Here is a 22047-nt window from a genome sequence, read left to right as displayed (position 1 = left end):
ATTTCTGTTAGACTACCCTCAATTGTTTTTTACGGAAAAGAAAGGATAGATTAATGCACATTCGTAAGACACTAACCGTTCTCGCTACCGCTGCTTCTTTAGCAGCAATTTTACCAGCCGCTACGGCCAATGCTAAGGCAGCCGCCAACCCAATTCCAAAGGCACTACAAGGGACTTGGTACGGCAGTTATTCTGATGGCATAACTGGTAAAAATGCCGTTAAATATCAGTTGACAAAGTATACCTTTAAGCAGGGAGCAGCCAAAATAGCTGGCAATAACTATCAGGCAATTACTTTCTATGATAACGTTGATAAATACACTAATACTAAGGATAGTGAGTATTTGTTTAAGGTAGCTAGTAAGGTTAATCGAAACGGGTATTGGAAGTTGACTCTGATTGATGTAAATAACCCACTATACTTTAAGAAAGTTAACCATAATGGTAAGACCGCGTTGAAAATGTATTCGTATCTCAATACGGATGGTGCTGGCAAAAAAGCACAAATTAATTATTACTATCAGAATAAGTGATTAATACGAAATTTAGGATAAAGGCTAAGGCAAAGTAGTGGTTTTGTCTTAGCCTTTTTTGTTTTGGATGTGCTAGCTAAAACCGGGTTGTACCGAGAAGCATTTGTGGGTGAGCTTTGCTCCGCTCACTGATTTTAGGACCGCTCCACAAAGCAAAAGCCTGCGCATAAGCAACCTATTCAAAAATTCCAAGCTCGGGAATTTCTGAATAGGCCGACTTATGCTCCGGTTTCTAAGCGCTTTGTTCCGCTCACTTTTGTTCTTTTATACGACATTCTTTACCGATCTTATTAATCATGTTGAATGGTTCACAATTAATGTTATGATTTTCTTGAATTTGAAATTATACGATTGTTAAGATGGGAAGCGGATTTTATGAATAGTTCAAATAGTTTGAAGCGGGTGGTGTTGGCCGCCATGTTGCTGGCGCTTTGTGTGAGTGGGGCTAACGTTAAGATTATGGGGTCAATTGCTTTTGACTCCGCACCAGCTTTTCTGGGAGCGATCCTATTAGGACCGATTTTTGGTGGCTTTCTTGGCGTGTTTGGCCATTTGGTATCTGCTGCCTTAGCAGGATTTCCGTTGACACTGCCAATTCATCTCATTATTGCGGTGGCAATGGGGGTCTGCATGCTTGTGTTTGGATGGCTTCGACAACGACTTGGCAAGGGAACCATTAAGGGCGTCATTATTGCGGATATCGTGGGTTATGCTATTAACGTACCGATTGAATTGGTGTTCATGTATCCATTGCTGAAACAAGCGGTGTACGTCTATTTTGTCCCGTTAACGATTGCGACAGTTTTGAACCTAATTGTTTGTGAAATTATCTACGCGGCCTTACCAAAGCGGGTAAAGGAAGCCCCATTCTTAAGACTTCATTCATAAATACAGAATGGTTATTCAGCAAACATTAATTTTGAAGTGAATTCATATTGGAAAAGGTAGTATGAAAAGAGGCATGTTTCTATGGCTGGTAAACGATTCCGTGATCTTTCAATCGTTGAGTTAGATGCTCACAATACGTTGGTAATTGCCTGTGATTGCAGTGCTGGAATTGGTGAAAAAGAACTTGATACGGTTTTGATTGACCCCGCAATATCAGCGGCATATTCTGTTCGGGCACCGTTACTGGAGCTGCTGTGTTTTGGGGCTGACCCGCTAACGGTGGTCGACACAATTGGTAATGAAATGACGCCAACAGCTGAGCGCGTGATTTGGGGGATTTAAAAAGAACTCGAAAAAGCTGGGGTGGCCGATATCCCTTTGAATGGCAGTACGGAAGACAATATGCCAACAAAGACGACTTCAGTTGGTGTGACGGTAATCGGCAAAGCCCATCAAACTAACGCCGCGACAACCAAAGTAACGGGCACGTTGTTGGTTTACCAGCTGGGCAAACCATACGTTGGTGAGGAAGTCAAAAAGCACTTAGCAACCATTTTTTCATACGACGTTGTCTGCAAAATTCGCCGAAATAGGGCCGTGGTGGACATGCTGCCAGTTGGGTCACGAGGAGTGCGTTACGAAATGGTTCAGATGGCTGAAACTCATCGGGCTAAAATCGAAGAAATTGCTGATTTAGGTACTGCTGATAAAAATCAGTCGGCAGGGCCGGCAACGGTTGTCTTAGTTGCGATTATCGAGTCAAAACAGAAGCAATTTGAGCAGGCGTTTCCGAAAATGACATTACTTGCCAAGTTGCGAGTCTCATAAATATAAATTCTAATTACTAAGGATGATAGTTAATGTTTAAGTCGTTGATTTTATTGACACAATTTTTTACAAGAATTCCAGTTCCGTTTGAAATAAAAGATGCCACGAGCCGATTTAAAAAGAGCATTCAATATTTTACGTTGTTTGGATTTTTAATCGGTTGCATTGAGGCGCTCTTTTTTTGGTTAATGACCATGATCTTTCCGGTTTGGTTTGCCTGGATTTTGTATTGGATTTCTGACGGGCTGATCACTGGTGGCTTTCATTTGGATTCCCTTGCGGACACGGCTGATGGCTTATATTCTTCTAGAACCATTGATCGAATTAAGGAGATCATGAAGGATAGTCGAATTGGAACCATGGGTAGCTTAGCATTAACGTATTTTTATGCGATTGTAATGGGCGCCGGAATTGTGACGGCTCCTTATTTAAAGTTATGGCAGATGGTTGGGTTGGCTGCTGTCACCACAATGGTTGCTAAGACTGGCATGGTTCTCTTGTTCTATAAAATGGTCTATGCAGGCAAGACAAAAGGCTTGGGTGCGCTATGGACTGGGGTTTCGCCGTGGCGAATTGCCATTTCACAGTTATTTGCGATCGTTGTGATTGGCTTGATTTTAGGCGTTAGTGGGTTAATTGCTTACGTTGCGTTAATTGCTTGTGCCTGGATTTATCGGCACTACATTAACCGTAAACTTGGTGGTTTTACCGGTGATACGATTGGGGCCTATGGCGAACTTGGCCAAATTGTCTTTCTGTTAGTATTAGCAGCATTAGTGAAGGTGATCTGATGAAATTACTACTCAGCCGACATGGCGAAACCACGTATAACCGAGAAAAGAAATATTACGGGAAAACCGATGTTGAGTTAGATGATACCGGTTTGCAGCAAGCAGACCAATTGGCAGAAAAGTTGAAGACGGTCCCAATTAACTTTGCTATCCGGAGTGATTTGAAAAGGACTGAGCAAACATTAAAAGCGGTTGAAAGAAATCATTCTGTAATGAAGGTGATCGTTGACAAGGAATTTGACGAAATGCCGTTTGGTAATTGGGAAGGTAAAAACGCTAATGAAGTCGAAGCAGCTTATCCAGATGTTTGGGAGAAGTGGCTTAAAGCACCGTTTGATGTAACGCCTGAAGGGGCTGAACCCTTTCATGATTTCGAAAAGCGGGTTATTAAAGCGATTGACCACTACTTAATGAGCCTGCCTAGTGATGGAACCATATTGCTGGTTGCGCATTTGGGAGTTCTCCGAACGCTTCATCATCATTGGTATCCGGATGTTGACTGGTGGTCAGTAAAGTTTAATGCTGGGGACTATTCATTGTATGAAGCAACTGGTGCCAAAGTTAAGCTAATTAAGTTAAACGTTTGATAACGTTTTCGGAATAGTTTGAAATATTAAAATTATGTTTGCAAGCCTCGACTGTTACAATTTTGAATTCAATTCAGGATTGTAACTTTATTTTTATCCCTCGATTTTTATCTCAAAAGTGGAAATTTAAGCAACTAATATCGGATTTAAACGATATTTATTCGAAAATCCACTTATAACATTTTGACCAATTACACTATTTTGCACCAAACAACCAATTTGATGTCAAAGAGAAAAACAAATAGGTGAATATTTTCACTTGAACATATGCTATTCTTAATGCGTCGATTATGGCTTATCAAATACAAGGGTAGGTGTATATTTATGGATGGTTTTATTGGTGAATTTTTTGGCACAATGATTTTGATTATGCTTGGTGCCGGTACCGGTGCCGGATTTAATTTAAACAAGGCTTACGCCAAGGGTGCCAACTGGACGTTTGTCTGCTTGTCATGGGGTATGGCCGTTACCATGGGGGTTTATGTTGCCGGATCACTTGGATCAATGGGGCATTTAAATCCCGCTGTCACAATTGGATTTGCATGCTTTGGATTCTTCCCATGGAGTCAAGTATTGCCATATCTTGCCGGTCAATTCTTAGGGGCTTTTGTTGGTGCAGCATTGGTTATCATACAATTTGCACCGCATTTCAAGGCAACGCCTGATGAAGCATCAGGAAACCAAGTTGGTATCTTTGCAACTAGGCCAGCAATCAAATCACCATTATTCAACTTTATCTCAGAATTATTTGCAACGTTTGCATTTATTTTTATTCTATTGAACTTAGGTAACTTTACTTTAGGGCTTAAGCCATTTATTGTTGGTGCGTTAATCTTCGTTGTTGGTACTGGATTAGGTACGACCACGGGGTTCGCGATCAATCCAGCCCGGGATTGGGGTCCTCGTTTGGCATACACAATCTTGCCAGTTCCAAATAAGGGAAATGCTTATTGGAATTATGCGTGGGTACCAATGTGTGGCCCATTAGCCGGCGGTATCTTAGCGGCAGCGATTCAGTTCGCATTAAAGGGTTAGAGTGCCGAGACCAACGGGTTGATGCGTTCATATAAGAAAGACACCCTCTATAATCCTGGTTTTTGGGATTATAGAGGGTGTCTTTCTTATATGTTAAGCATCAGTTGGTTAAGGCACGTTTTTTCGCAACGGCAGCCAAGAAAGCAGCCGGTTTTTGAAGTTATAGGCGGGGCCTTTCTTACATGTTAAGCATCAGTTGGTTGAGGCACGTTTTCGCAACGGCAGCCAAGAAAGCAGCTGGTTTTTGGAATTATAGGAGAGGCTTTTCTTATATGTTAAGCATCAGTAGGTCGAGGCACGTTTTCGCAATGGCAGCCAAGAAAGCAGCTGGTTTTTGGGATTATAGAGGGTGTCTTTCTTATATGTTAAGCATCAGTTGGTTGAGGCACGTTTTTTCGCAACGGCAGCCAAGAAAGCAGCCGGTTTTTGAAGTTATAGGCGGGGCCTTTCTTACATGTTAAGCATCAGTTGGTTGAGGCACGTTTTCGCAACGGCAGCCAAGAAAGCAGCTGGTTTTTGGAATTATAGGAGAGGCTTTTCTTATATGTTAAGCATCAGTAGGTCGAGGCACGTTTTCGCAATGGCAGCCAAGAAAGCAGCTGGTTTTTGGGATTATAGAGGGTGTCTTTCTTATATGTTAAGCATCAGTTGGTTGAGGCACGTTTTTTCGCAACGGCAGCCAAGAAAGCAGCCGGTTTTTGAAGTTATAGGCGGGGCCTTTCTTGCATGTTAAGCATCAGTTGGTCGAGGCACGTTTTCGCAACGGAAAATGTCAATTAAAAATCCCTCAACGCGTCGTAAAATGCGGTTGAAGGATTTTTTGATATCAGTAAATTATTTTTAATCGCCCGGGTATTCCGTATAAATCCATTGAATAACGGACTTACCTTTGATGGGCACAAGCATGGATGAAGCGTTAGGTTGTTTGCAATCAACGGTAAAGATCCAACCGCGTTGTCCAGAAGAATCGGCCAGTCCAGCAATACTATTGATGTATGGGAAACCGTTAACGGGTTGTGAATAATAGCTAATGTCATGATCTTGGAAATATTGCTTTGAGATATCGTAAACACTGTCACTGTCGTTCCAAGTGAGGTCACGATGAATGGTGACAATTTTTTGGATAGAAGCGTTACGCTGTCTGAATTCAGAAGGAGTTAGGCCAGTATGCTGTTTGAAGATCTTTGTGAAGTAGCTGGTTTGAGCAAAACCAATCTGCTTAGCGATGTGGCTTACTGGTGATTCGGTTAAGCAAAGCTGTTCACCTGCGATAGCAATTTTTTGATTGTTAATGTAATCGATAAAGTTGACATGCATTGTTTTTTTAAAGATCCTGCTTAAATAAGATGGCGATAAAAAGACATGTTGTGCAACCTCATCCAAAGAGATGGTTTGATCAATATTGTTTTTAATGTAATTGAGACAGGCTTGCAAACTATGGTAAATGTTGCCTGAAGTATCATCATTGAGAGACGTCGAATGTGATCGTTCATGGCCGTCAATTGCGGGCATGGACTCAATTGGTGCTGAAGAAATCTTTTTGCTGGTTTCATTTCGAAGATACGTATCAAAGTTACGAATCGCGGATAGTCCCTCACTGCCAAGCGCGTCCCAAACGACGATCTTAACATCGCTGTCAGATTCAAATATTTGACCAATAATGTTTTCTAAGTAGTTTCTTGATAACGAGATACGTTGTTGTGAAACATTTACCGAATTACAAATAACGAGCCCCCAAAGTTTGTAATTCATGGTTACCGGAAAGATCGAAAAGATTTCATCAGAGTAGCCACTGAGGCTGTGCTGAACTTCCTCTGGTTTTTGAAAAATACTACCATTTTTCAAAAGTTGACCATCCAAAGTATAGAACGCTGTATCAATTTGGGTGATACCTGAGAAAGTATTGATTGCTTCAGCGAGTGTCTGATAGCCCTTTTGTTCGAGAGAATACGTGATCATTACCGTTCCTCCAGTCATAGATGAAGCTAATTACAATTGTATAGTGGAACCGCTTCCACCTACAGCTAATTTTATGATAATCAATTCACGATTACAAGATAAATTTGAAAAATAATTGATACTTTCTTGTTATTTTATCTTTTGTTGTGTAAACGTTTTCAAATATTGCGGTTTTAAATTCAACTTGATTAAGATAGCATAATGCAAATTCCTTATACTGAAAGTGTTTTCAAAAACAATTGAATTAGTCCGTTTGTTCACAATTTCGCGGGCCGAGGGATTGGTTCAACACACTTAGGAGGAATTTCACATGGAACAAGAAGCTTTAGGTTTAATTGAGACTCAAGGTCTTGTAGCATCCATTGAAGCTGCCGATGCAATGGTTAAAGCAGCAAATGTGAACTTAGTTGGTCAAGAAAAAATCGGTCACGGATTGGTAACGGTTATGGTTCGTGGAGATGTTGGTGCTGTTAAGGCTGCTGTTGACGCAGGAGTTTCAGCTGCTGAAAACATTGGCGAAGTTGTTTCCAACTATGTAATCCCACGTCCACATACGGATGTTGAGAAGATTCTCCCAAATCCAGATGACTTGAAGAAAGCTGCTTCAAAATAAGCCGTTAATTTAGGAAAAATTTTATGATTATCGTAGGTAATAATTATGGATAAAAATAATGATGCGTTAGTTGAGAAAGTCCTTAACGAAATGATGAAAAAAGGCATCTCTGTTAAAGGCGAGGATCAGTCAAAGTCGTCGGGAGGATTACAAATGAATGATTTCTTAAACTCTACTAGTGCCGTTCCTGAATTAGTTGGGACTAGGAAAATCGGTGACACAATTGGAATGTGTATTCCAAGCGTTGATTCTTTGCTGTTAGATCAACTTCATGTAACCAAGAGATATTCAGTACTGGGTGTATTAAGTGCTCGTTCTGGTGCTGGTCCACATATTATGGCAATGGATGAAGCTGTTAAAGCAACAAATACAGAAGTCATCGATATTGAACTTCCCCGTGATACTAAGGGCGGTGCTGGACATGGTTCTTTGATTTTAATTGGTGGGTACGACCCATCAGATGTACGTTCAGCAATTAACGTTGCGCTTGATACGTTAAGCACAACGTTTGGTGACGTTTATAATTCAGCTGCTGGGCATTTGGAATTACAATTCACTGCCCGTGCAGCCGGTGCCTGTCATGCAGCATTTGGTGCCCCAGAAGGAAAGGCATACGGATTAATTTGTGGCGCTCCTGCCGGAATTGGTGTTGTGATGGCCGATACTGCGATTAAAACAGCTAGTGTTAATGTCTTGTCGTTTGCATCACCTGCACATGGAACCAGCTTCTCAAACGAAGGTATGGTTCATATTAGTGGTGATTCTGGTGCTGTTAGACAAGCCGTCAAGGCCGGTCGAGAAGTTGGACTGAAGTTACTTGGCGATATGGGTGAGAAACCGGTTAATGATTTTCCATCATACATTAAGTAGTCGGAAGGAGGAACACAATTGAAACGTCAAAAGAGATTTGAAAAACTGGAAAAGCGTCCAGTTCATAAAGATGGTTTTGTTCAAGAGTGGGACGACGAAGGTTTAGTCGCCATGCACAGTAAGAACGACCCAGAGCCAAGCGTTAAGGTTGAAAATGGGGAAATTACTGAACTTGATGGTAAGCAAAAAGCTGACTTTGATTTAATTGATCAATACATCGCAGAATATGGGATCAATGTTGATAATGCCGAAAAAGCAAATGCAATGGATTCTAATGAAATTGCGAAGATGCTAATTGATCCAAATGTATCACGGACTGATGTTGTTAAAGTTACAACTGCTTTAACTCCTATGAAGGCTTCCGATGTTATTAACAAATTAAACTTCGGTGAAATGATTCAAGCGGTTCAAAAAATGCGTCCACGTCGAACACCGTTTACTCAGGCTCATGTCACGAACACACTTGATAACCCAGTTGAAATTGCTGCTGATGCTGCTGAAGCTGCATTGCGTGGATTCCCTGAGTTGGAAACAACCACCGCTGTTGCTCGGTATGCCCCTATGAATGCCATTTCAATTATGGTTGGATCACAAGCAGGACGTCCAGGTGTTATTACCCAATGTTCTGTTGAGGAAGCCGTTGAATTAGGATTAGGGATGCGAGGATTCACCGCATATGCCGAAACCATTTCAGTTTATGGGACTGATAAAGTCTTTACCGATGGTGATGATACGCCTTGGTCCAAAGGATTCTTAGCATCATGTTACGCTTCTCGTGGCTTAAAGATGCGATTCAGTTCAGGTTCAGGTTCTGAAGTTCTGATGGGCTACACTGAAGGTAAATCAATGCTTTACCTTGAATCACGTTGCATTTACATTACCAAAGCCTCTGGTGTTCAAGGACTTCAAAATGGTTCTGTAAGTTGTATTGGTATTCCCGGTGCTGTTCCAAGTGGTATTCGTGAAGTTCTTGGCGAAAACTTAATGTGCATGATGATGGACCTTGAATGTGCATCAAGTAATGACCAAACATTCTCTCATTCAGACATTCGTCGTACTGCTCGTATGCTTGGACAATTCATTGCCGGTACTGATTACATTTCATCTGGATATGCTGCCGAGGAAAACTCAGATAACACATTTGCTGGATCAAATATGGATGTATTGGATTACGATGATTACGAGACACTGGAACGTGACCTTTGTGTTAATGGTAGTATTCTGCCAATCACTGAAGAGCAATCAATTAAGATTCGTAACAAGGGTGCTAAAGCAATCCAAGCGGTATTTGATGGGTTAGGATTACCGGCAATTTCTGATGAAGAAGTTGAAGCCGCAACATATGGTAGCACTTCAGGCGACATGCCAAAACGAGATATGATCCAAGATATGAAAGCCGCTCAAGACTTAATGGATCGTGGTATTACTGTTTCTGATGTTATTCGTGCACTTGCCGAACACGGAATTGATGACACTGCTCAAGCCGTCTTCAAACTTGCTCAACAAAAGATCTGTGGTGATTATCTACAGACATCAGCTATCTTTGATAAAGATTGGAACTGCATTTCTGCAATTAATGATAGGAATGATTATCAAGGACCAGGTACCGGTTACCGTGTATGGGAGCACAAAGAGCAATGGGACAAGATTAAGAATATTCCATGGGCTTTGGATCCTCAAAAGGTTGAGTTCTAGTTATTTAAAAAGGAGGTAAGCGCAGTGAGTCAAGAAATAGATGAGACGCTACTCAAAGGTATCATTCGAGACGTTTTAAACGAAGTTCAAGGAGCTGAAAAGCCCGTATCGTTTGGCGGTAGTTCAACTGCCACAGCAACGCCATCGGCTTCATCAACATCATCTCAAAGTGATGCAGTTCACCCTGTCGATTGGTTTAAGCATGTCGGGATTGCTAAACCAGGTACTTCGAAGGACGAAGTTATTGTTGCTGTTGGACCAGCATTTGCTGAGATTATGACACAGACGATGATCAAGCTTTCACATAAAGATGTTTTACGACAAGTTATTGCTGGTATTGAAGAAGAAGGTCTTAAGGCTCGAGTCATCAAAGTTTATCGAACCTCAGATGTTTCATTCATGGCAGCTGAAGCTGATCAATTATCAGGATCAGGAGTTGCGATTGGAATTCAATCCAAAGGAACAACTATTATTCACCAAAAGGATCAAGATCCTTTAAATAACCTTGAACTGTTCCCACAAGCACCTGTAATGACACTTGACACGTACCGAGCAGTTGGTAAGAATGCTGCGCAGTATGCTAAGGGGATGTCTCCTAATCCTGTTCCAACGGTGAATGATCAAATGTCACGACCAACTTATCAGGCACTTGCAGCTTTAATGCACATTAAGGAAACTAAGCAAGTTGTAACTGGTAAACCCGCGGAAGAAATTGAAGTTAACTTTAATTAGAAAGATAGGAGGCATTATTGATGAGCGAAGTAGACGATTTAGTTGCGAAAATCATGTCACAGCTTAAGACTGGGGATAGTAGCAGTAATACTTCTAGTAGCGCCACTGCTACAAGTTCTAACAGCTCTGATCCCGATTTAACAGCAAAAGACTTTCCATTGTTCAAAAATCATCCTGAAATGATCAAATCACCAGGTGGCAAGCCTGTCAAAGACATTACATTTCAAGATATTGTTGATAATAAAATTGATTCTAAAGAATTACGAATTGCACCGTCGACACTTCGGCTACAAGGTAAGCTTGCTGCTGAAGCTGGGCGAACTCAAATTCAAAAGAACTTCCAGCGTGCTGCTGAATTAACCCAAGTTCCTGATGACCGGGTTCTTGAAATGTATGGTGCACTGCGACCATTCCGTTCAACTAAACAGGAGTTATTGGATATTTCAGAAGAATTGAAGACCAAATATAACGCACCTATTTGCTCCAATTGGTTCAAAGAAGCTGCCACCAATTATGAAAAGCACAAGAAGTTAAAGGGTGATAATTAAAAACGAGTAAGGGGTTTTAGTATGACACGTGTAATTGGTGTTGATATTGGTAATTCCTCAACTGAAGTTGCGTTGGCTGATGTATCTGATACAGGTGAAGTCAACTTCATAGGATCAGGAATTGCTGAAACCACAGGAATTAAAGGAACGAAGCGAAATCTTGTTGGGGTTAAAAACTCAATCAATTCCGTTTTGAAGTCTACTAACACCGAACTGTCGTCGATTGATTTGATCAGAATCAACGAAGCAACACCAGTTATTGGCGATGTTGCAATGGAAACCATTACAGAGACGATTATCACTGAATCTACGATGATTGGACATAACCCAGGTACTCCAGGTGGTGTTGGAACTGGTACTGGTTATACAGTTGAACTGTTGGATTTGCTCAAACAAAATGACCGTTCGAAAAATTATATCGTTCTAATTCCGAAAGGGGTTGACTTTGCTGATGCAGCAAAGTTAATCGATGCTTATTCGGAATCAGGTTATAAGATTACTGCAGCTATTTTGCAGAGCGATGATGGTGTTTTAGTTGATAACCGGTTAAATCACAAGATTCCAATTGTTGATGAGGTTGCTGGAATTGATAAGGTTCCAGTTGGAATGTTGGCAGCTGTCGAAGTTGCACCACAAGGACGAGTAATTTCTCAATTATCAAACCCATATGGCATTGCAACGTTATTCGGGTTGACTTCTGATGAGACCAAGAATATCGTTCCTGTTTCCCGAGCATTGATTGGAAATCGTTCTGCGGTTGTTATCAAAACACCTAAAGGTGACGTTAAGGCGCGAGTAATTCCTGCTGGAACAATATATATTCAAGGCAATAAAGGGAAAGCTCAAGTTAATGTATCTGCGGGTGCTCAGGCCATTATGAAGGCCGTTAATGAATTTGATTCAATTGATGATATTACTGGGAAATCAGGGACCAATGTTGGTGGTATGTTAGAGAAAGTTCGTCAGACAATGGCGGATTTAACTGATAAACACAATAAAGACATTGCCATTCAAGATTTACTGGCGGTCGACACCTCAGTTCCAGTCAAAGTTACCGGCGGTCTAGCGGGTGAGTTTTCAATGGAGCAAGCGGTTGGAATTGCGGCGATGGTTAAATCAGATCATCTCCAAATGCAATTGATTGCAAACCTTATTGAGGAACAGCTTCATGTTCCGGTTGAAATTGGTGGTGCAGAAGCAGAAGCGGCAATCTTAGGAGCATTAACGACTCCGGGGACGAATAAGCCGATGGCGATTCTGGATCTTGGTGCTGGTTCGACCGATGCGTCAATTATTAACAAAGAAGATCAAAAGGTTGCAATTCATCTAGCGGGTGCAGGCGACATGGTTTCAATGATTATCAATTCGGAACTTGGGTTATCTGATATTTATTTAGCAGAGGATATTAAGAGATATCCACTTGCCAAGGTGGACAATCTGTTCCAGTTGCGTCATGAAGATGGATCTGTTCAATTCTTCGACAAACCACTTCCTGCTGAATTGTTTGCAAGAGTTGTGGCAATTAAACCAAAAGGTTACGAGCCGTTGCCTGGCAATTTAAGTATTGAAAAAGTCAAGCTGGTTCGGCAAACCGCTAAGAAACGAGTGTTTGTTACAAATGCTATTCGGGCATTAAAACATGTTAGCCCAACTGGAAACATTCGAGATATTCCGTTTGTTGTCTTAGTCGGTGGGTCAGCACTCGACTTTGAAATTCCGCAATTAGTAACCGATGCATTATCTCATTACAATTTGGTTGCTGGGCGAGGAAATGTTCGAGCAGTCGAAGGACCTAGAAATGCGGTTGCCACTGGCTTGATACTTTCATATGCCAGCGAGAAAAGAGGTTAACTTATGTCAATCTACGACGAAAGGCCGGCAATTTGTATAGGAATGCCAGAGAAACTAAATAAGCAGCTTCCTGAAAATTTAACACCTATCCTAAATGGAATTGAAGAAGAACAAATTCCGTTTAAGATGATTGAATCGGATGGTAGCTCAGCTATAGATCGAGCCTATCAAGCGGCAGTGGCCTCACGTTTATCGGTTGGCATCTCGTTTGACGATCAACAAATTGTGGTTCATTACAAAAATTTAAAACCAAATGAGCCACTTTTTGTGGTTCCTATCGACAATCCGACAAATATTAGAAAGATAGGCGCCAATGCTGCAAGGTTGGTCAAAGGAGTACCATTTAAGAAATAAGGACAGGTGAGTGATTTATGGAATCAATTGGATATCTAGAAGTCGAGGGTCTGTCTGGTGCGATCGTTGCTGCTGATAGAATGCTTAAAACTGCTCAAGTTCAATTGAAGGTTCTTGAGAATACAAAGGGTAATGGTTGGATTACCGTTTCGGTTACTGGCGATGTTGCCGCTGTTGAAGCAGCAATTGACGCTGGGAAAGGTGAAATGGGAGACCGTGTTGCCGGCTCAATGGTTATTGCCAATCCGGCACCTGGAATTAGTGAGTTGGGCAAAAATGATGCCATTAAGAGTAAATTTGATGCCGCAACCGAATATGATGATTCTAATGATGACGGACCAGACGATGATGGACCAGATGGCGGTGCTGCTAGTGAAGGTCCGAAAGATAATGGACCAAAAGATGGCGGTTCTAACGGTGGGTCAAGTACCACGCCTAATGCTTCTTCTACTAAGAAGGATGAGTCAAAGCCTGAAACAAAGCCGACAGCTCAAGCGGCAACGAAGCCTGCCGATAAGTTAGATAGTAAGCCAACAACTACTAAAGCTGCCACCACGAAGTCCACTAGTTCTAAAACAACTAGTAAGTCTACGAGTCAGGCAGCACGTACTAAGCGGTCAAATACTCGACGAACACCTAGAAAACAAACTAAGAAGTAAACAAATTAGGAGGAATTAATTATGAATAACGCACTTGGAATGATCGAAACAAAGGGATTAGTTGGTTCTATTGAAGCAGCCGATGCAATGGTTAAAGCAGCCAACGTTGTTTTAATTGGTCAAGAAAAGATTGGTAGTGGATTGGTAACTGTCATGGTTCGTGGTGATGTTGGTGCCGTTAAAGCTGCCGTTGATGCAGGTGTTTCTGCCGCAGAAAACGTTGGTGAAGTATTAACTTCATTCGTAATTCCTCGTCCACATTCAGAAGTTGAAGGTATCTTGCCAGATATTGACAAAAAGTAATTCAAATTCAATATAAGGACGGTTAGCGATTTATGGAAATTAGTGAAGATAAGATCCGGCAATTAATCCGTCAAGTGATCACTGAACAATCAGATCCGTATCGGGTACCAATTGGTGTATCAAATCATCATATTCACCTGAGCCAAGAAGATTTTGATAAACTTTATCCTGGTCAGAAGATGAAGATTAAGAAGCAATTAAAACAACCTGGTGAGTTTGCGACAGAGCAGACAGCAAATATTATTGGCCCTGCTGGCAAAATTGAACACGTTCGAGTTCTCGGACCTGTTCGTTCACATTCACAGGTTGAAATTGCCCGTTCAGAATGTTTCGGTCTTGGAATTGATGCTCCAATTCGTTTGTCAGGTCATTTAGACGGCACGCCTTCAATTAAGATTCAAACACCTGATGCCGAAATTAGTGTTCAAGGCGTTATCGTTGCCAAACGACATATTCACATGAGTTTGGAAGATGGTAAACGGTTTGGTGTCAAAATGGGAGATGTTGTTTCCGTTCAAATCGAATCTCAGGATCGCCGAACAACTTATGATGATGTTGTTTGCCGGCCAAGAAAAGACTTTGTTTTGGAAATGCATCTCGATACTGATGAAGCAAGTGCGGCCAATGTTCGTGATGATACGTTTGGTCACATCATTCTCCCAAAGGAAAATTAAGGTTTTGAACAAACAATGAAGGTTGGTGGCCAAAATGGATCATATAGTTGAGCAAGTACTGGCTAAAATAAGGCAGCGCGAACACCAATCTTACGAAGTTGATTATTCCAGTGAGGAATCAGTACCTGACAAAAGTGTTTATACGGATTATGCGAATGTCACAATTGATAATGTGACAATTCCGCTACTGGCAAATATTTATCGCTTGAATCTCAATGATCCTTGGACAAAGTGGGTATTACAGGGTATTAGTTTTCAAGTAAACTTTACTTTTCAGATTAGTTCATCAATGGTCAACTTTATTCCGAAAAAAATGTTGCTTGACTGGCCTGTATCATTTGTAGTTGATCAAAAACGGTCTGTCACTGCATTTTATCAGAAGGCAATCAGTCGTTCAGATCTTGCTATACTGCCGGATAAATCAATTATTGTTGTAACTCCAAATCAAAAGATTACAGATGAGGCTAAGCAAATTAGCCAGCTTAAGCAAATGATAATACAGATGAGGAGTGATGGAAATTGTATATGGCACGAGTGATGGGAAGCGTTGTTGCAACCCAAAAAGATCGTTCACTGATTGGCCGGAAGCTAATGATTGTTCAGCCAGTAGATTCTGAAGGTAAACCAACAAGGTCCGAAGAAGTTGCTGCTGATACAGTTGGTGCGGGGATCGGCGAATACGTACTCTTGGTGCGTGGTGCTGGTGCCCGAAGAGCAACGGTCAGTCAAGTCCAAAACGATGTGAATGATTGTTCGATTGTAGGAATTATTGATCGATTCGATAAATGAAAAAGAAGGGATTTTAAATGGCCATTTACACAAAGGGCGGCGATAAAGGGACGACGAGTCTTTTTGACGGTAAGCGCGTATCTAAAGATTCTTTGCGGGTATCAACCTACGGCACGTTTGATGAACTCAATGCCAATGTTTCGCTTGCTGAAAAGTTTTGTATCAGTGACCGAAACAAACAGATATTGCAGCGAATTGAATATCGGATGTTTTTCCTTCAAGGGGAAATTGCTTCTCAAGATGGCGAGAAGTTCCGATCCAAGAGTAGAATTATTACGGATGATGATGTCCATTATCTTGAGTCAATCATTGACGAATATACGACAACATTGCCAAAAGTTAATAGTTTCATTTTGCCAGGTTCAAGCCTTGCCGGTGCGCAACTTCATGTATGCCGAACAGTATGTAGAAGAGCTGAACGGCAATTGGTATCGTTTATGAAGGTTAATCCTGTGAGACCTGAAATTGAAAGATACGTCAATCGACTTTCAGATTTCATGTATATCATGGCGCGTTCTGAAGACCATGAGGACTATCTGGAAAAGGTTATCGAGAAAGTTGTTCAACGATACTGTAAAGCGATAGAAGGGTAAATGACCATGGATAAAGAACAAATCAATCAAATCGTAAAAGAAGTTTTATCTAAGGGATCAAATGCAACCGCTTCAAATACATTTGATCGGCATAAGATGGAAAAAGTGATTGATGCAGCTGTTGCCAAGGCAGACGAGTTACACGTTGGGGTGACGATTTGCATTATGGATATTACAACCACGGTTCAGATGTTGTACCACATGCCAAATGCAAACCTTGTTAGCTCCACATTAGCACCAAAGAAAGCATGGTCTGCCATTGCGATGAAGGAACCAACGAAAGATATTAGTAAAGATATTCAACCTGGTGGTCCTTTATACCAGATGGAGACAATGCTTGATGGAAAGCTCGTATCATTTCCAGGGGGCATTCCACTTATCGAGGATGGACAGATGATTGGTGCTATTGGTTGCAGTGGTGGCTTAATTGAAGAAGATCAAGCTATCTGTGAAGCAGCCGTTCAAGAATTTTCTAAGGAGCGTATGTGAGATATGCAAGAACAGAATATTGAAGAAGCAATCAGAAGAATTCTAAAAGAAGAATTAAGCGGACAATCGCAATCTGGTTCCGATAATAATAGTGAAGCACAACCTACAGGTCTAGGAAACGGAATTTTTGAAACTGTTGATGAAGCCGTTGCAGCTGCAAAACAAGCTCAAGAAATTTACGCTGACAAGCCTATGGCATTCCGTAAGAAAGTTATTAAAGCAATTCAAGATGGTTTTGGCCCAAAGATTCATTATATTGCCCAAGCCACTCGTGATGAAATCGGCATGGGAACTGTTGAAGCTAAGGAAACAAAGCTGAAAAATGCTCTTTACAACACTGCTGGTCCAGATAGCCTGAAGCCAGACGTTGAAACTGGTGATGGCGGCATGGTTATGTATGAATATACGCCATTTGGTGTTATTGGTGGCGTTGGCCCAAGTACAAACCCTGGTGAAACTGTTATCAACAATTCAATTATGATGCTTGCTGGCGGGAACGCATTGTTCTTTGGTGCTCATCCAGGTGCAAAGAATATTACCCGTTGGATGATTGAACATTTGAACGAATTTGTATACAAAGCAACGGGTCTTCGTAACTTGGTTGTGTCACTGGCAACACCATCCATTGAATCCGTTCAACAGATGATGCATCATCCAGATATCGCCATGTTAGCCGTAACTGGTGGTCCCGCTGTTGTTCACCAAGCATTAATTAGTGGTAAAAAAGCTGTTGGTGCTGGTGCTGGTAACCCACCTGCAATGGTTGACGACACAGCCAATATTGATTTAGCTGCTCATGATATTGTCACTTCTTGTGGCTTTGATAACAACATCTTATGTACGGCTGAAAAGGAAGTTGTTGTTCAAGACGACGTTAAGGATCAACTCATTGAAAAGATGCAACAAGATGGTGCCTTCTTATTGAAAGATCAAAGTAAAATTGATGAGATTGCTCACATGACCATCCAAGAAAATGGTACCCCTGATCGTAAATTTGTTGGTAAGGATGCAACCTTCATTTTGGATGAAGCTGGTGTTTCATACACGGGTCACCCAACAGTTGTTATCTTTGAAGCCAAGAAGGATCACCCATTAGTAACAACCGAAATGTTAATGCCATTATTGCCGATTGTTTCTTGCCCAACGTTTGAAGATGTTTTGAAGACAGCGGTTGAAGTTGAAGGCGGCAATCACCACACAGCTTCAATTCACTCAGAAAACATTCCTCACATCAACAAGGCGGCTCATCGGATGAATACTTCAATTTTTGTTGCCAATGGCCCAACATTTGCTGCGACAGGTGTTGGTGATAACGGTTATTGGAGTGGAGACGCTGCACTGACGATTGCTACCCCAACCGGTGAAGGAACAACAACTGCCAAGACATTTACCCGTCGTCGTCGCTTCAATTGCCCAGAAGGATTCTCATTACGTTCATGGGAGGTTTAGTAGAATATGGAACAAATTCGAATTCCAACTAAAATTTTTTCGGGTAATGATAGCCTAGACTGGTTACAAACCTTAAAAGGTAAAAAGATTTTAATGGTTTGTGATGCCTTCCTACCGAATACCCCGACATTAGATAAGATTAAGGGTGAAGTTGACGGCAATAATGACGTTTCAATTTTCTCAGACGTTAAGCCTGATCCACCATTGACTAATATCATGGAGGGTGTTGAACAGTTTGGTAAGATTCAACCAAACGTTATTGTCGGTATCGGTGGCGGTTCTGCCATTGATACTGGAAAAGCCATCCGGTTCTTTGGTGAAAAAGTTTATCAACATAAGATTGAAACCTTTGTTGCAATTCCAACTACCAGTGGAACTGGTTCAGAAGTTACCAACACCAGTGTGGTTTCAGATACTAAGAATCATACTAAGATGCCCATCATGAAGGATTATCTAACCCCAGATATTGCGTTACTTGATCCTCAGTTGGTTATGACTGCCCCAAAGAGTGTCACGGCATTCTCTGGCTTGGACGTCTTAACCCACTCACTTGAGTCATTAGTTTCACGGGATGCCAATACCATCACTGATGCTTTGGCTGAAAAGGGAATTGATGTTATTACCCACTGCTTGGTAGAATGCTACAAACATGGTGATAATGAAGCAGCTCGTAAAGTGGTTCACGAAGCATCATGTGCTGCCGGAATTGCGTTTAACAATGCTGGTCTGGGAATTTGCCATTCACTTGCCCACCAGTTGGGCGCTAACTTCCATGTTCCGCATGGATTGGCTTGCGCAATGCTTTTGCCACACGTTGTTGAATACAATGCAAGTCATTCAGAGACTGCTTTACACAAGTACGGTGCAGCAATTAAGAAGACTGGCTTGGTATCACAGGGAATGAGTGACCGAATCGCCGTTCAACGAATTGCAGCTAAGATTCGTCAAATGATGGTTCAAATGGATTGCCCACAAACGTTACGAGCATTTGGTATCGATCCTGCCGAAGCTGAAAAGAAGACTGACGTTGTGGTTGCTGATGCAAAGAAGGATGGTACTTTCCCAGGAAATCCTGTCGTACCAACTGATGATGATTTGAAAGCAATTTATGATAAAGTCATCAAATAATTAAATTAAAGACGGAGAGGAAGCACAGTATGGTAGAGAAAATTCTTGCAATCAACGCTGGGAGTTCATCGCTGAAGTTTAAACTATATTTGATGCCTGATGAGCAGGTTATGATTCACGGAATGGTCGATCGAATTGGTCATTCAGACGCTGTATTTACCTATCAGACAGAAGATGGTGCTAAACATGACACTACCGAGTCCGTTAAGGATCATACCGAAGCAACTGAACTGGTTATCAAAGCGTTGAACGAAAGTGGTGTTATTAAGGATAAATCAGAAATTGTTGGGATTGGCCACCGAGTATCCCATGGTGGAAACTATTATACGCAGTCCGTTGAGATAAACGATGACGTTGCCAAACGAATTTCTGAATTATCAGTGCTTTCTCCCTTGCATAATCCAGCTAATTTATTAGGAATTGAAGCCTTTGAGAAGTTGTTGCCAGAAGCGCGAGAAGTTGCTGTCTTTGATACGTCGTTTCATAGCACAATGCCACCAAAGGCATACACATACGCCTTACCGTACAAGTATATTGAAAAGTATCATATTCGCCGTTATGGATTCCACGGCCAATCACACCAATATATTTATAGCGTTGTTGCTGATCGGTTTGGTGAGCAGGAAGCTGACAAGCTCATTTCTTGTCACTTAGGGAATGGCTGTAGTATCTGTGCAATTAAGGATGGTAAATCGGTCAATACCTCAATGGGATTTACCCCGCTAGCTGGGCTAGTGATGGGAACCCGATCTGGTGATATTGATCCAGAAATTCTACCGTTTCTCGAAGAAAAAGAACACTTGGATTCTGAAGATATCAGAAGCATGCTTAACCATGAGTCTGGTGTGTTAGGGATCTCTGGGGTTTCAAATGATATTCGGGATGTCTTAAAAGCAGAGGCTGACGGCAATAAACGAGCCAAGCTGGCACTTGATGTCTACGCACATCAAATCCAGCAATTCATTGGTGCTTACACGACTGACCTTGGTGGTTTGAAGGTATTAGCCTTTACAGCGGGTGTCGGTGAACATTCAGCACCAATCAGGGCCCGGGTTTGTCAGGGACTTGAATATTTAGGCATTAAGATAGACGAAGCAAAGAATCAAGCAAATGATATCGAAATTCAAGCTTCAGATAGTAAAGTGAAAGTTGTTGTGATTCCAACTGATGAAGAATTAATTATTGCTCGTGAGACGGCAAAAGTAATCGGTTGAACTGATGAAAAACAGGATGGGGTGGTAAAAATGGCTAGAGATATTGAACGGAGCATTCAAGAATACGTTCCTGGTAAACAGGTTACGCTGGCTCACATCGTTGCCAACCCTACATCTGATATTTATGAAAAGCTTGGCCTGCAAGCTGATAAGAATGCCATTGGAATTTTGACAATTACGCCAAGTGAAGCATCAATTATTGCGGGTGATATTGCCACTAAGTCAAGTAATGTAACCCTAGGGTTTATTGATCGGTTTAGTGGTTCAGTGGTCATAATCGGCGAAGTTTCAGAAGTAGAATCAGCACTCAAAGCAGTAATTGAAAAGCTTCACGATCTGTTGGATTTTGATATTCCAAAAATCACAAGAACGTAAAGGTGGAGAACTGTATTATGCAATTAGAACAAATTTTGAATGATTATCAAATCAAGAAAGATTGCCGATTGAATAATCGAATCGTTCTCGCCCCGTTGAATATCCAATCGTCTCTATTTGATGGCAGTGTCAGCATTAATGATATTGTTTTTCATCAACAGCATGCATCAAAAGTTGGCATGGACATTGTTGGGTCCGCTTATGTTTCACCGTCGGGGAACACAGACTATGGTTCAATTAGTGTTGCTGATGACAAAAAGATTCCTGGTCTTACGCAACTAGCCAAGGCAATTCATAGCAGCGGCAGCAAGGCAATCCTTCAATTGGTTCACGCTGGTCGAATGACAAATGGGCACATTACTCAGGGCCACCCCGTTGTGGCGCCAAGTGCCATTAAAGCTACTCATGGAAATGTTGATACCCCGACAGAATTAACAACTGAGCAGATCAGCGATATCATTGATGATTTTGCGGCTGCAACTAGACGGGCAATCAAGGCTGGGTTTGACGGCATCGAGCTCCATGGTGCTAATACCTTCTTGATTCAACAGTTTATGTCACCGTTATCGAATCAACGTCAAGATTCGTTTGGTGGGTCACTTGCTAAGCGAATGAAGTTTCCAATTTTCCTCGTAAATCAAGTGAAGGCGGTCGCTAAACAATTGGCACCGAAGCCATTTATTATCGGTTATCGCATGTCACCAGAAGAAGTTGAAGCTGGTGGCTTGAAGATCAAGGATAACTTGATGTTGGCAATGGTTCTCAAGGAAGTTGGCATTGATTACCTCAGCTTGTCGCTTCATCAGTATAATCAATTACCGTTGACGAGTGATAAGTTGCAAGCATTTTCAATGCCGGATGTTTTCCGAAAAGCAGTTGGACAGTCACTACCATTGATGGCGTCTGGCGCCATTAATTCTAAAGCTAGCTTGGAAGATGTTCACGCTGATTTAATGGCTGTTGGCAGTAAGCTTTTTGTGGATCCGATGTGGCCAGAGGAACTCGCTACAGGTAAATCCCATTTAGGGGCACCAATTACTGGTGGAGTTCCATACAGCAATATTTGGCCAAAGTAAGTTAAATTTCGTGG

The 22047-nt window shown here is 41.6% G+C and carries 27 protein-coding genes; 26 read left to right on the top strand and 1 reads right to left on the bottom strand.

The window, feature by feature from the left end:
- The first annotated feature begins 53 nt into the window (after positions 1–53).
- From FC98_RS06335 to FC98_RS06310, 7 genes are all read left to right on the top strand, one after another.
- Positions 54–533 (top strand): hypothetical protein, encoded by a 480-nt coding sequence (locus tag FC98_RS06335; protein WP_054655753.1) that lies wholly within the window; start codon positions 54–56, stop codon positions 531–533.
- Between the two features lie 375 nt (positions 534–908).
- Positions 909–1421 (top strand): ECF transporter S component, encoded by a 513-nt coding sequence (locus tag FC98_RS06330; RefSeq protein WP_054655751.1) that lies wholly within the window; start codon positions 909–911, stop codon positions 1419–1421.
- Positions 1422–1502: 81 nt separating this feature from the next.
- Positions 1503–1763, top strand: a complete 261-nt coding sequence (locus FC98_RS15150; protein WP_235803591.1) for a hypothetical protein — start codon at positions 1503–1505, stop codon at positions 1761–1763.
- A gap of 36 nt (positions 1764–1799) precedes the next feature.
- A complete protein-coding gene (locus FC98_RS15145; protein ID WP_235803590.1) occupies positions 1800–2249 on the top strand; it encodes a hypothetical protein in 450 nt (149 codons plus the stop codon).
- A gap of 32 nt (positions 2250–2281) precedes the next feature.
- Entirely contained in the window at positions 2282–3040 is a 759-nt protein-coding gene (gene cobS / locus FC98_RS06320) for an adenosylcobinamide-GDP ribazoletransferase (protein ID WP_056949332.1), read from the top strand.
- Positions 3040–3627 (top strand): histidine phosphatase family protein, encoded by a 588-nt coding sequence (locus FC98_RS06315; protein WP_054655749.1) that lies wholly within the window; start codon positions 3040–3042, stop codon positions 3625–3627. Before cobS ends, FC98_RS06315 begins: the two co-directional genes overlap by 1 nt.
- Before the next feature lie 324 nt (positions 3628–3951).
- Complete coding sequence (locus tag FC98_RS06310) at positions 3952–4662, top strand: MIP/aquaporin family protein (RefSeq protein WP_056949331.1); 711 nt, start codon at positions 3952–3954, stop codon at positions 4660–4662.
- An 840-nt stretch (positions 4663–5502) separates the two neighbouring features.
- On the opposite strand, the gene FC98_RS06295 is transcribed toward FC98_RS06310, so the two are convergent.
- Positions 5503–6621: a helix-turn-helix domain-containing protein gene (locus tag FC98_RS06295; protein ID WP_056949328.1), complete on the bottom strand. Its 1119-nt coding sequence runs from the start codon at positions 6619–6621 to the stop codon at positions 5503–5505.
- A gap of 310 nt (positions 6622–6931) precedes the next feature.
- Between FC98_RS06295 and FC98_RS06290 the strand changes: the two genes are divergently transcribed.
- From FC98_RS06290 to FC98_RS06200, 19 genes are read left to right on the top strand one after another with little or no spacing between them, the layout of a single operon-like run.
- Positions 6932–7234, top strand: a complete 303-nt coding sequence (locus tag FC98_RS06290) for a BMC domain-containing protein (protein WP_008857428.1) — start codon at positions 6932–6934, stop codon at positions 7232–7234.
- Positions 7235–7279: 45 nt separating this feature from the next.
- On the top strand, positions 7280–8104 hold the full coding sequence (gene pduB / locus FC98_RS06285; RefSeq protein ID WP_082602792.1) for a propanediol utilization microcompartment protein PduB: 825 nt from the start codon (positions 7280–7282) through the stop codon (positions 8102–8104).
- Between the two features lie 18 nt (positions 8105–8122).
- Positions 8123–9799, top strand: a complete 1677-nt coding sequence (locus FC98_RS06280; protein WP_056949327.1) for a propanediol/glycerol family dehydratase large subunit — start codon at positions 8123–8125, stop codon at positions 9797–9799.
- Positions 9800–9823: 24 nt separating this feature from the next.
- Positions 9824–10531 carry a propanediol/glycerol family dehydratase medium subunit gene (locus FC98_RS06275; RefSeq protein ID WP_054655741.1) on the top strand — a complete coding sequence of 236 codons (708 nt, stop codon included), beginning with the start codon at positions 9824–9826 and terminating at the stop codon, positions 10529–10531.
- 20 nt (positions 10532–10551) lie between these two features.
- On the top strand, positions 10552–11079 hold the full coding sequence (locus tag FC98_RS06270) for a diol dehydratase small subunit (RefSeq protein ID WP_054655739.1): 528 nt from the start codon (positions 10552–10554) through the stop codon (positions 11077–11079).
- Between the two features lie 21 nt (positions 11080–11100).
- Complete coding sequence (locus tag FC98_RS06265; protein ID WP_054655737.1) at positions 11101–12930, top strand: diol dehydratase reactivase subunit alpha; 1830 nt, start codon at positions 11101–11103, stop codon at positions 12928–12930.
- 3 nt (positions 12931–12933) lie between these two features.
- Entirely contained in the window at positions 12934–13284 is a 351-nt protein-coding gene (locus FC98_RS06260; protein ID WP_082602789.1) for a glycerol dehydratase reactivase beta/small subunit family protein, read from the top strand.
- Between the two features lie 17 nt (positions 13285–13301).
- Positions 13302–13943 carry a BMC domain-containing protein gene (locus FC98_RS06255; protein ID WP_054655735.1) on the top strand — a complete coding sequence of 214 codons (642 nt, stop codon included), beginning with the start codon at positions 13302–13304 and terminating at the stop codon, positions 13941–13943.
- An 18-nt stretch (positions 13944–13961) separates the two neighbouring features.
- Positions 13962–14246: a BMC domain-containing protein gene (locus FC98_RS06250; protein ID WP_275452777.1), complete on the top strand. Its 285-nt coding sequence runs from the start codon at positions 13962–13964 to the stop codon at positions 14244–14246.
- 38 nt (positions 14247–14284) lie between these two features.
- The gene (gene pduL / locus FC98_RS06245) at positions 14285–14920 is read left to right on the top strand and encodes a phosphate propanoyltransferase (protein WP_054655757.1); all 636 of its coding nucleotides are present in this window, start codon (positions 14285–14287) and stop codon (positions 14918–14920) included.
- Between the two features lie 34 nt (positions 14921–14954).
- On the top strand, positions 14955–15458 hold the full coding sequence (gene pduM / locus FC98_RS06240; RefSeq protein ID WP_056949326.1) for a PduM family microcompartment protein: 504 nt from the start codon (positions 14955–14957) through the stop codon (positions 15456–15458).
- Positions 15446–15709: a EutN/CcmL family microcompartment protein gene (locus FC98_RS06235; RefSeq protein WP_275452776.1), complete on the top strand. Its 264-nt coding sequence runs from the start codon at positions 15446–15448 to the stop codon at positions 15707–15709. Before pduM ends, FC98_RS06235 begins: the two co-directional genes overlap by 13 nt.
- 17 nt (positions 15710–15726) lie before the next feature.
- A complete protein-coding gene (locus FC98_RS06230) occupies positions 15727–16302 on the top strand; it encodes a cob(I)yrinic acid a,c-diamide adenosyltransferase (protein WP_056949325.1) in 576 nt (191 codons plus the stop codon).
- Between the two features lie 6 nt (positions 16303–16308).
- Positions 16309–16791 (top strand): GlcG/HbpS family heme-binding protein, encoded by a 483-nt coding sequence (locus tag FC98_RS06225; protein WP_054655725.1) that lies wholly within the window; start codon positions 16309–16311, stop codon positions 16789–16791.
- Between the two features lie 3 nt (positions 16792–16794).
- Positions 16795–18240: an aldehyde dehydrogenase family protein gene (locus FC98_RS06220; RefSeq protein WP_056949324.1), complete on the top strand. Its 1446-nt coding sequence runs from the start codon at positions 16795–16797 to the stop codon at positions 18238–18240.
- Between the two features lie 6 nt (positions 18241–18246).
- Complete coding sequence (locus tag FC98_RS06215) at positions 18247–19368, top strand: 1-propanol dehydrogenase PduQ (RefSeq protein ID WP_054655723.1); 1122 nt, start codon at positions 18247–18249, stop codon at positions 19366–19368.
- 29 nt (positions 19369–19397) lie between these two features.
- Positions 19398–20582 (top strand): acetate/propionate family kinase, encoded by a 1185-nt coding sequence (locus tag FC98_RS06210; protein ID WP_008857446.1) that lies wholly within the window; start codon positions 19398–19400, stop codon positions 20580–20582.
- Between the two features lie 30 nt (positions 20583–20612).
- A complete protein-coding gene (locus tag FC98_RS06205) occupies positions 20613–20957 on the top strand; it encodes a BMC domain-containing protein (protein WP_054655721.1) in 345 nt (114 codons plus the stop codon).
- Positions 20958–20974: 17 nt separating this feature from the next.
- A complete protein-coding gene (locus FC98_RS06200; protein ID WP_054655719.1) occupies positions 20975–22033 on the top strand; it encodes an oxidoreductase in 1059 nt (352 codons plus the stop codon).
- Positions 22034–22047 lie beyond the last annotated feature (14 nt).

It is taken from the genome of Lentilactobacillus kisonensis DSM 19906 = JCM 15041, assembly GCF_001434135.1.
GTDB lineage: Bacteria > Bacillota > Bacilli > Lactobacillales > Lactobacillaceae > Lentilactobacillus > Lentilactobacillus kisonensis.
Note: the sequence above shows the minus strand (reverse complement) of the source record. Positions and strands in the feature narration are given on the sequence as shown.

Coding starts and splice junctions, on each gene's coding strand:
- FC98_RS06230 (WP_056949325.1), top strand. CDS start 15,727: ATGGCCATTTACACAAAGGGCGGCGATAAAGGGACGACGAGTCTTTTT.
- FC98_RS06235 (WP_275452776.1), top strand. CDS start 15,446: ATGGCACGAGTGATGGGAAGCGTTGTTGCAACCCAAAAAGATCGTTCA.
- cobS (WP_056949332.1), top strand. CDS start 2,282: ATGTTTAAGTCGTTGATTTTATTGACACAATTTTTTACAAGAATTCCA.
- pduM (WP_056949326.1), top strand. CDS start 14,955: ATGGATCATATAGTTGAGCAAGTACTGGCTAAAATAAGGCAGCGCGAA.
- FC98_RS06255 (WP_054655735.1), top strand. CDS start 13,302: ATGGAATCAATTGGATATCTAGAAGTCGAGGGTCTGTCTGGTGCGATC.
- FC98_RS06200 (WP_054655719.1), top strand. CDS start 20,975: ATGCAATTAGAACAAATTTTGAATGATTATCAAATCAAGAAAGATTGC.
- FC98_RS06295 (WP_056949328.1), bottom strand. CDS start 6,621: ATGATCACGTATTCTCTCGAACAAAAGGGCTATCAGACACTCGCTGAA.
- FC98_RS06270 (WP_054655739.1), top strand. CDS start 10,552: ATGAGCGAAGTAGACGATTTAGTTGCGAAAATCATGTCACAGCTTAAG.
- FC98_RS06215 (WP_054655723.1), top strand. CDS start 18,247: ATGGAACAAATTCGAATTCCAACTAAAATTTTTTCGGGTAATGATAGC.
- FC98_RS15150 (WP_235803591.1), top strand. CDS start 1,503: ATGGCTGGTAAACGATTCCGTGATCTTTCAATCGTTGAGTTAGATGCT.
- FC98_RS06265 (WP_054655737.1), top strand. CDS start 11,101: ATGACACGTGTAATTGGTGTTGATATTGGTAATTCCTCAACTGAAGTT.
- pduB (WP_082602792.1), top strand. CDS start 7,280: ATGGATAAAAATAATGATGCGTTAGTTGAGAAAGTCCTTAACGAAATG.
- FC98_RS06290 (WP_008857428.1), top strand. CDS start 6,932: ATGGAACAAGAAGCTTTAGGTTTAATTGAGACTCAAGGTCTTGTAGCA.
- FC98_RS06330 (WP_054655751.1), top strand. CDS start 909: ATGAATAGTTCAAATAGTTTGAAGCGGGTGGTGTTGGCCGCCATGTTG.
- FC98_RS06225 (WP_054655725.1), top strand. CDS start 16,309: ATGGATAAAGAACAAATCAATCAAATCGTAAAAGAAGTTTTATCTAAG.
- FC98_RS06335 (WP_054655753.1), top strand. CDS start 54: ATGCACATTCGTAAGACACTAACCGTTCTCGCTACCGCTGCTTCTTTA.
- FC98_RS06315 (WP_054655749.1), top strand. CDS start 3,040: ATGAAATTACTACTCAGCCGACATGGCGAAACCACGTATAACCGAGAA.
- FC98_RS06220 (WP_056949324.1), top strand. CDS start 16,795: ATGCAAGAACAGAATATTGAAGAAGCAATCAGAAGAATTCTAAAAGAA.
- FC98_RS06310 (WP_056949331.1), top strand. CDS start 3,952: ATGGATGGTTTTATTGGTGAATTTTTTGGCACAATGATTTTGATTATG.
- FC98_RS06210 (WP_008857446.1), top strand. CDS start 19,398: ATGGTAGAGAAAATTCTTGCAATCAACGCTGGGAGTTCATCGCTGAAG.
- FC98_RS06260 (WP_082602789.1), top strand. CDS start 12,934: ATGTCAATCTACGACGAAAGGCCGGCAATTTGTATAGGAATGCCAGAG.
- FC98_RS06205 (WP_054655721.1), top strand. CDS start 20,613: ATGGCTAGAGATATTGAACGGAGCATTCAAGAATACGTTCCTGGTAAA.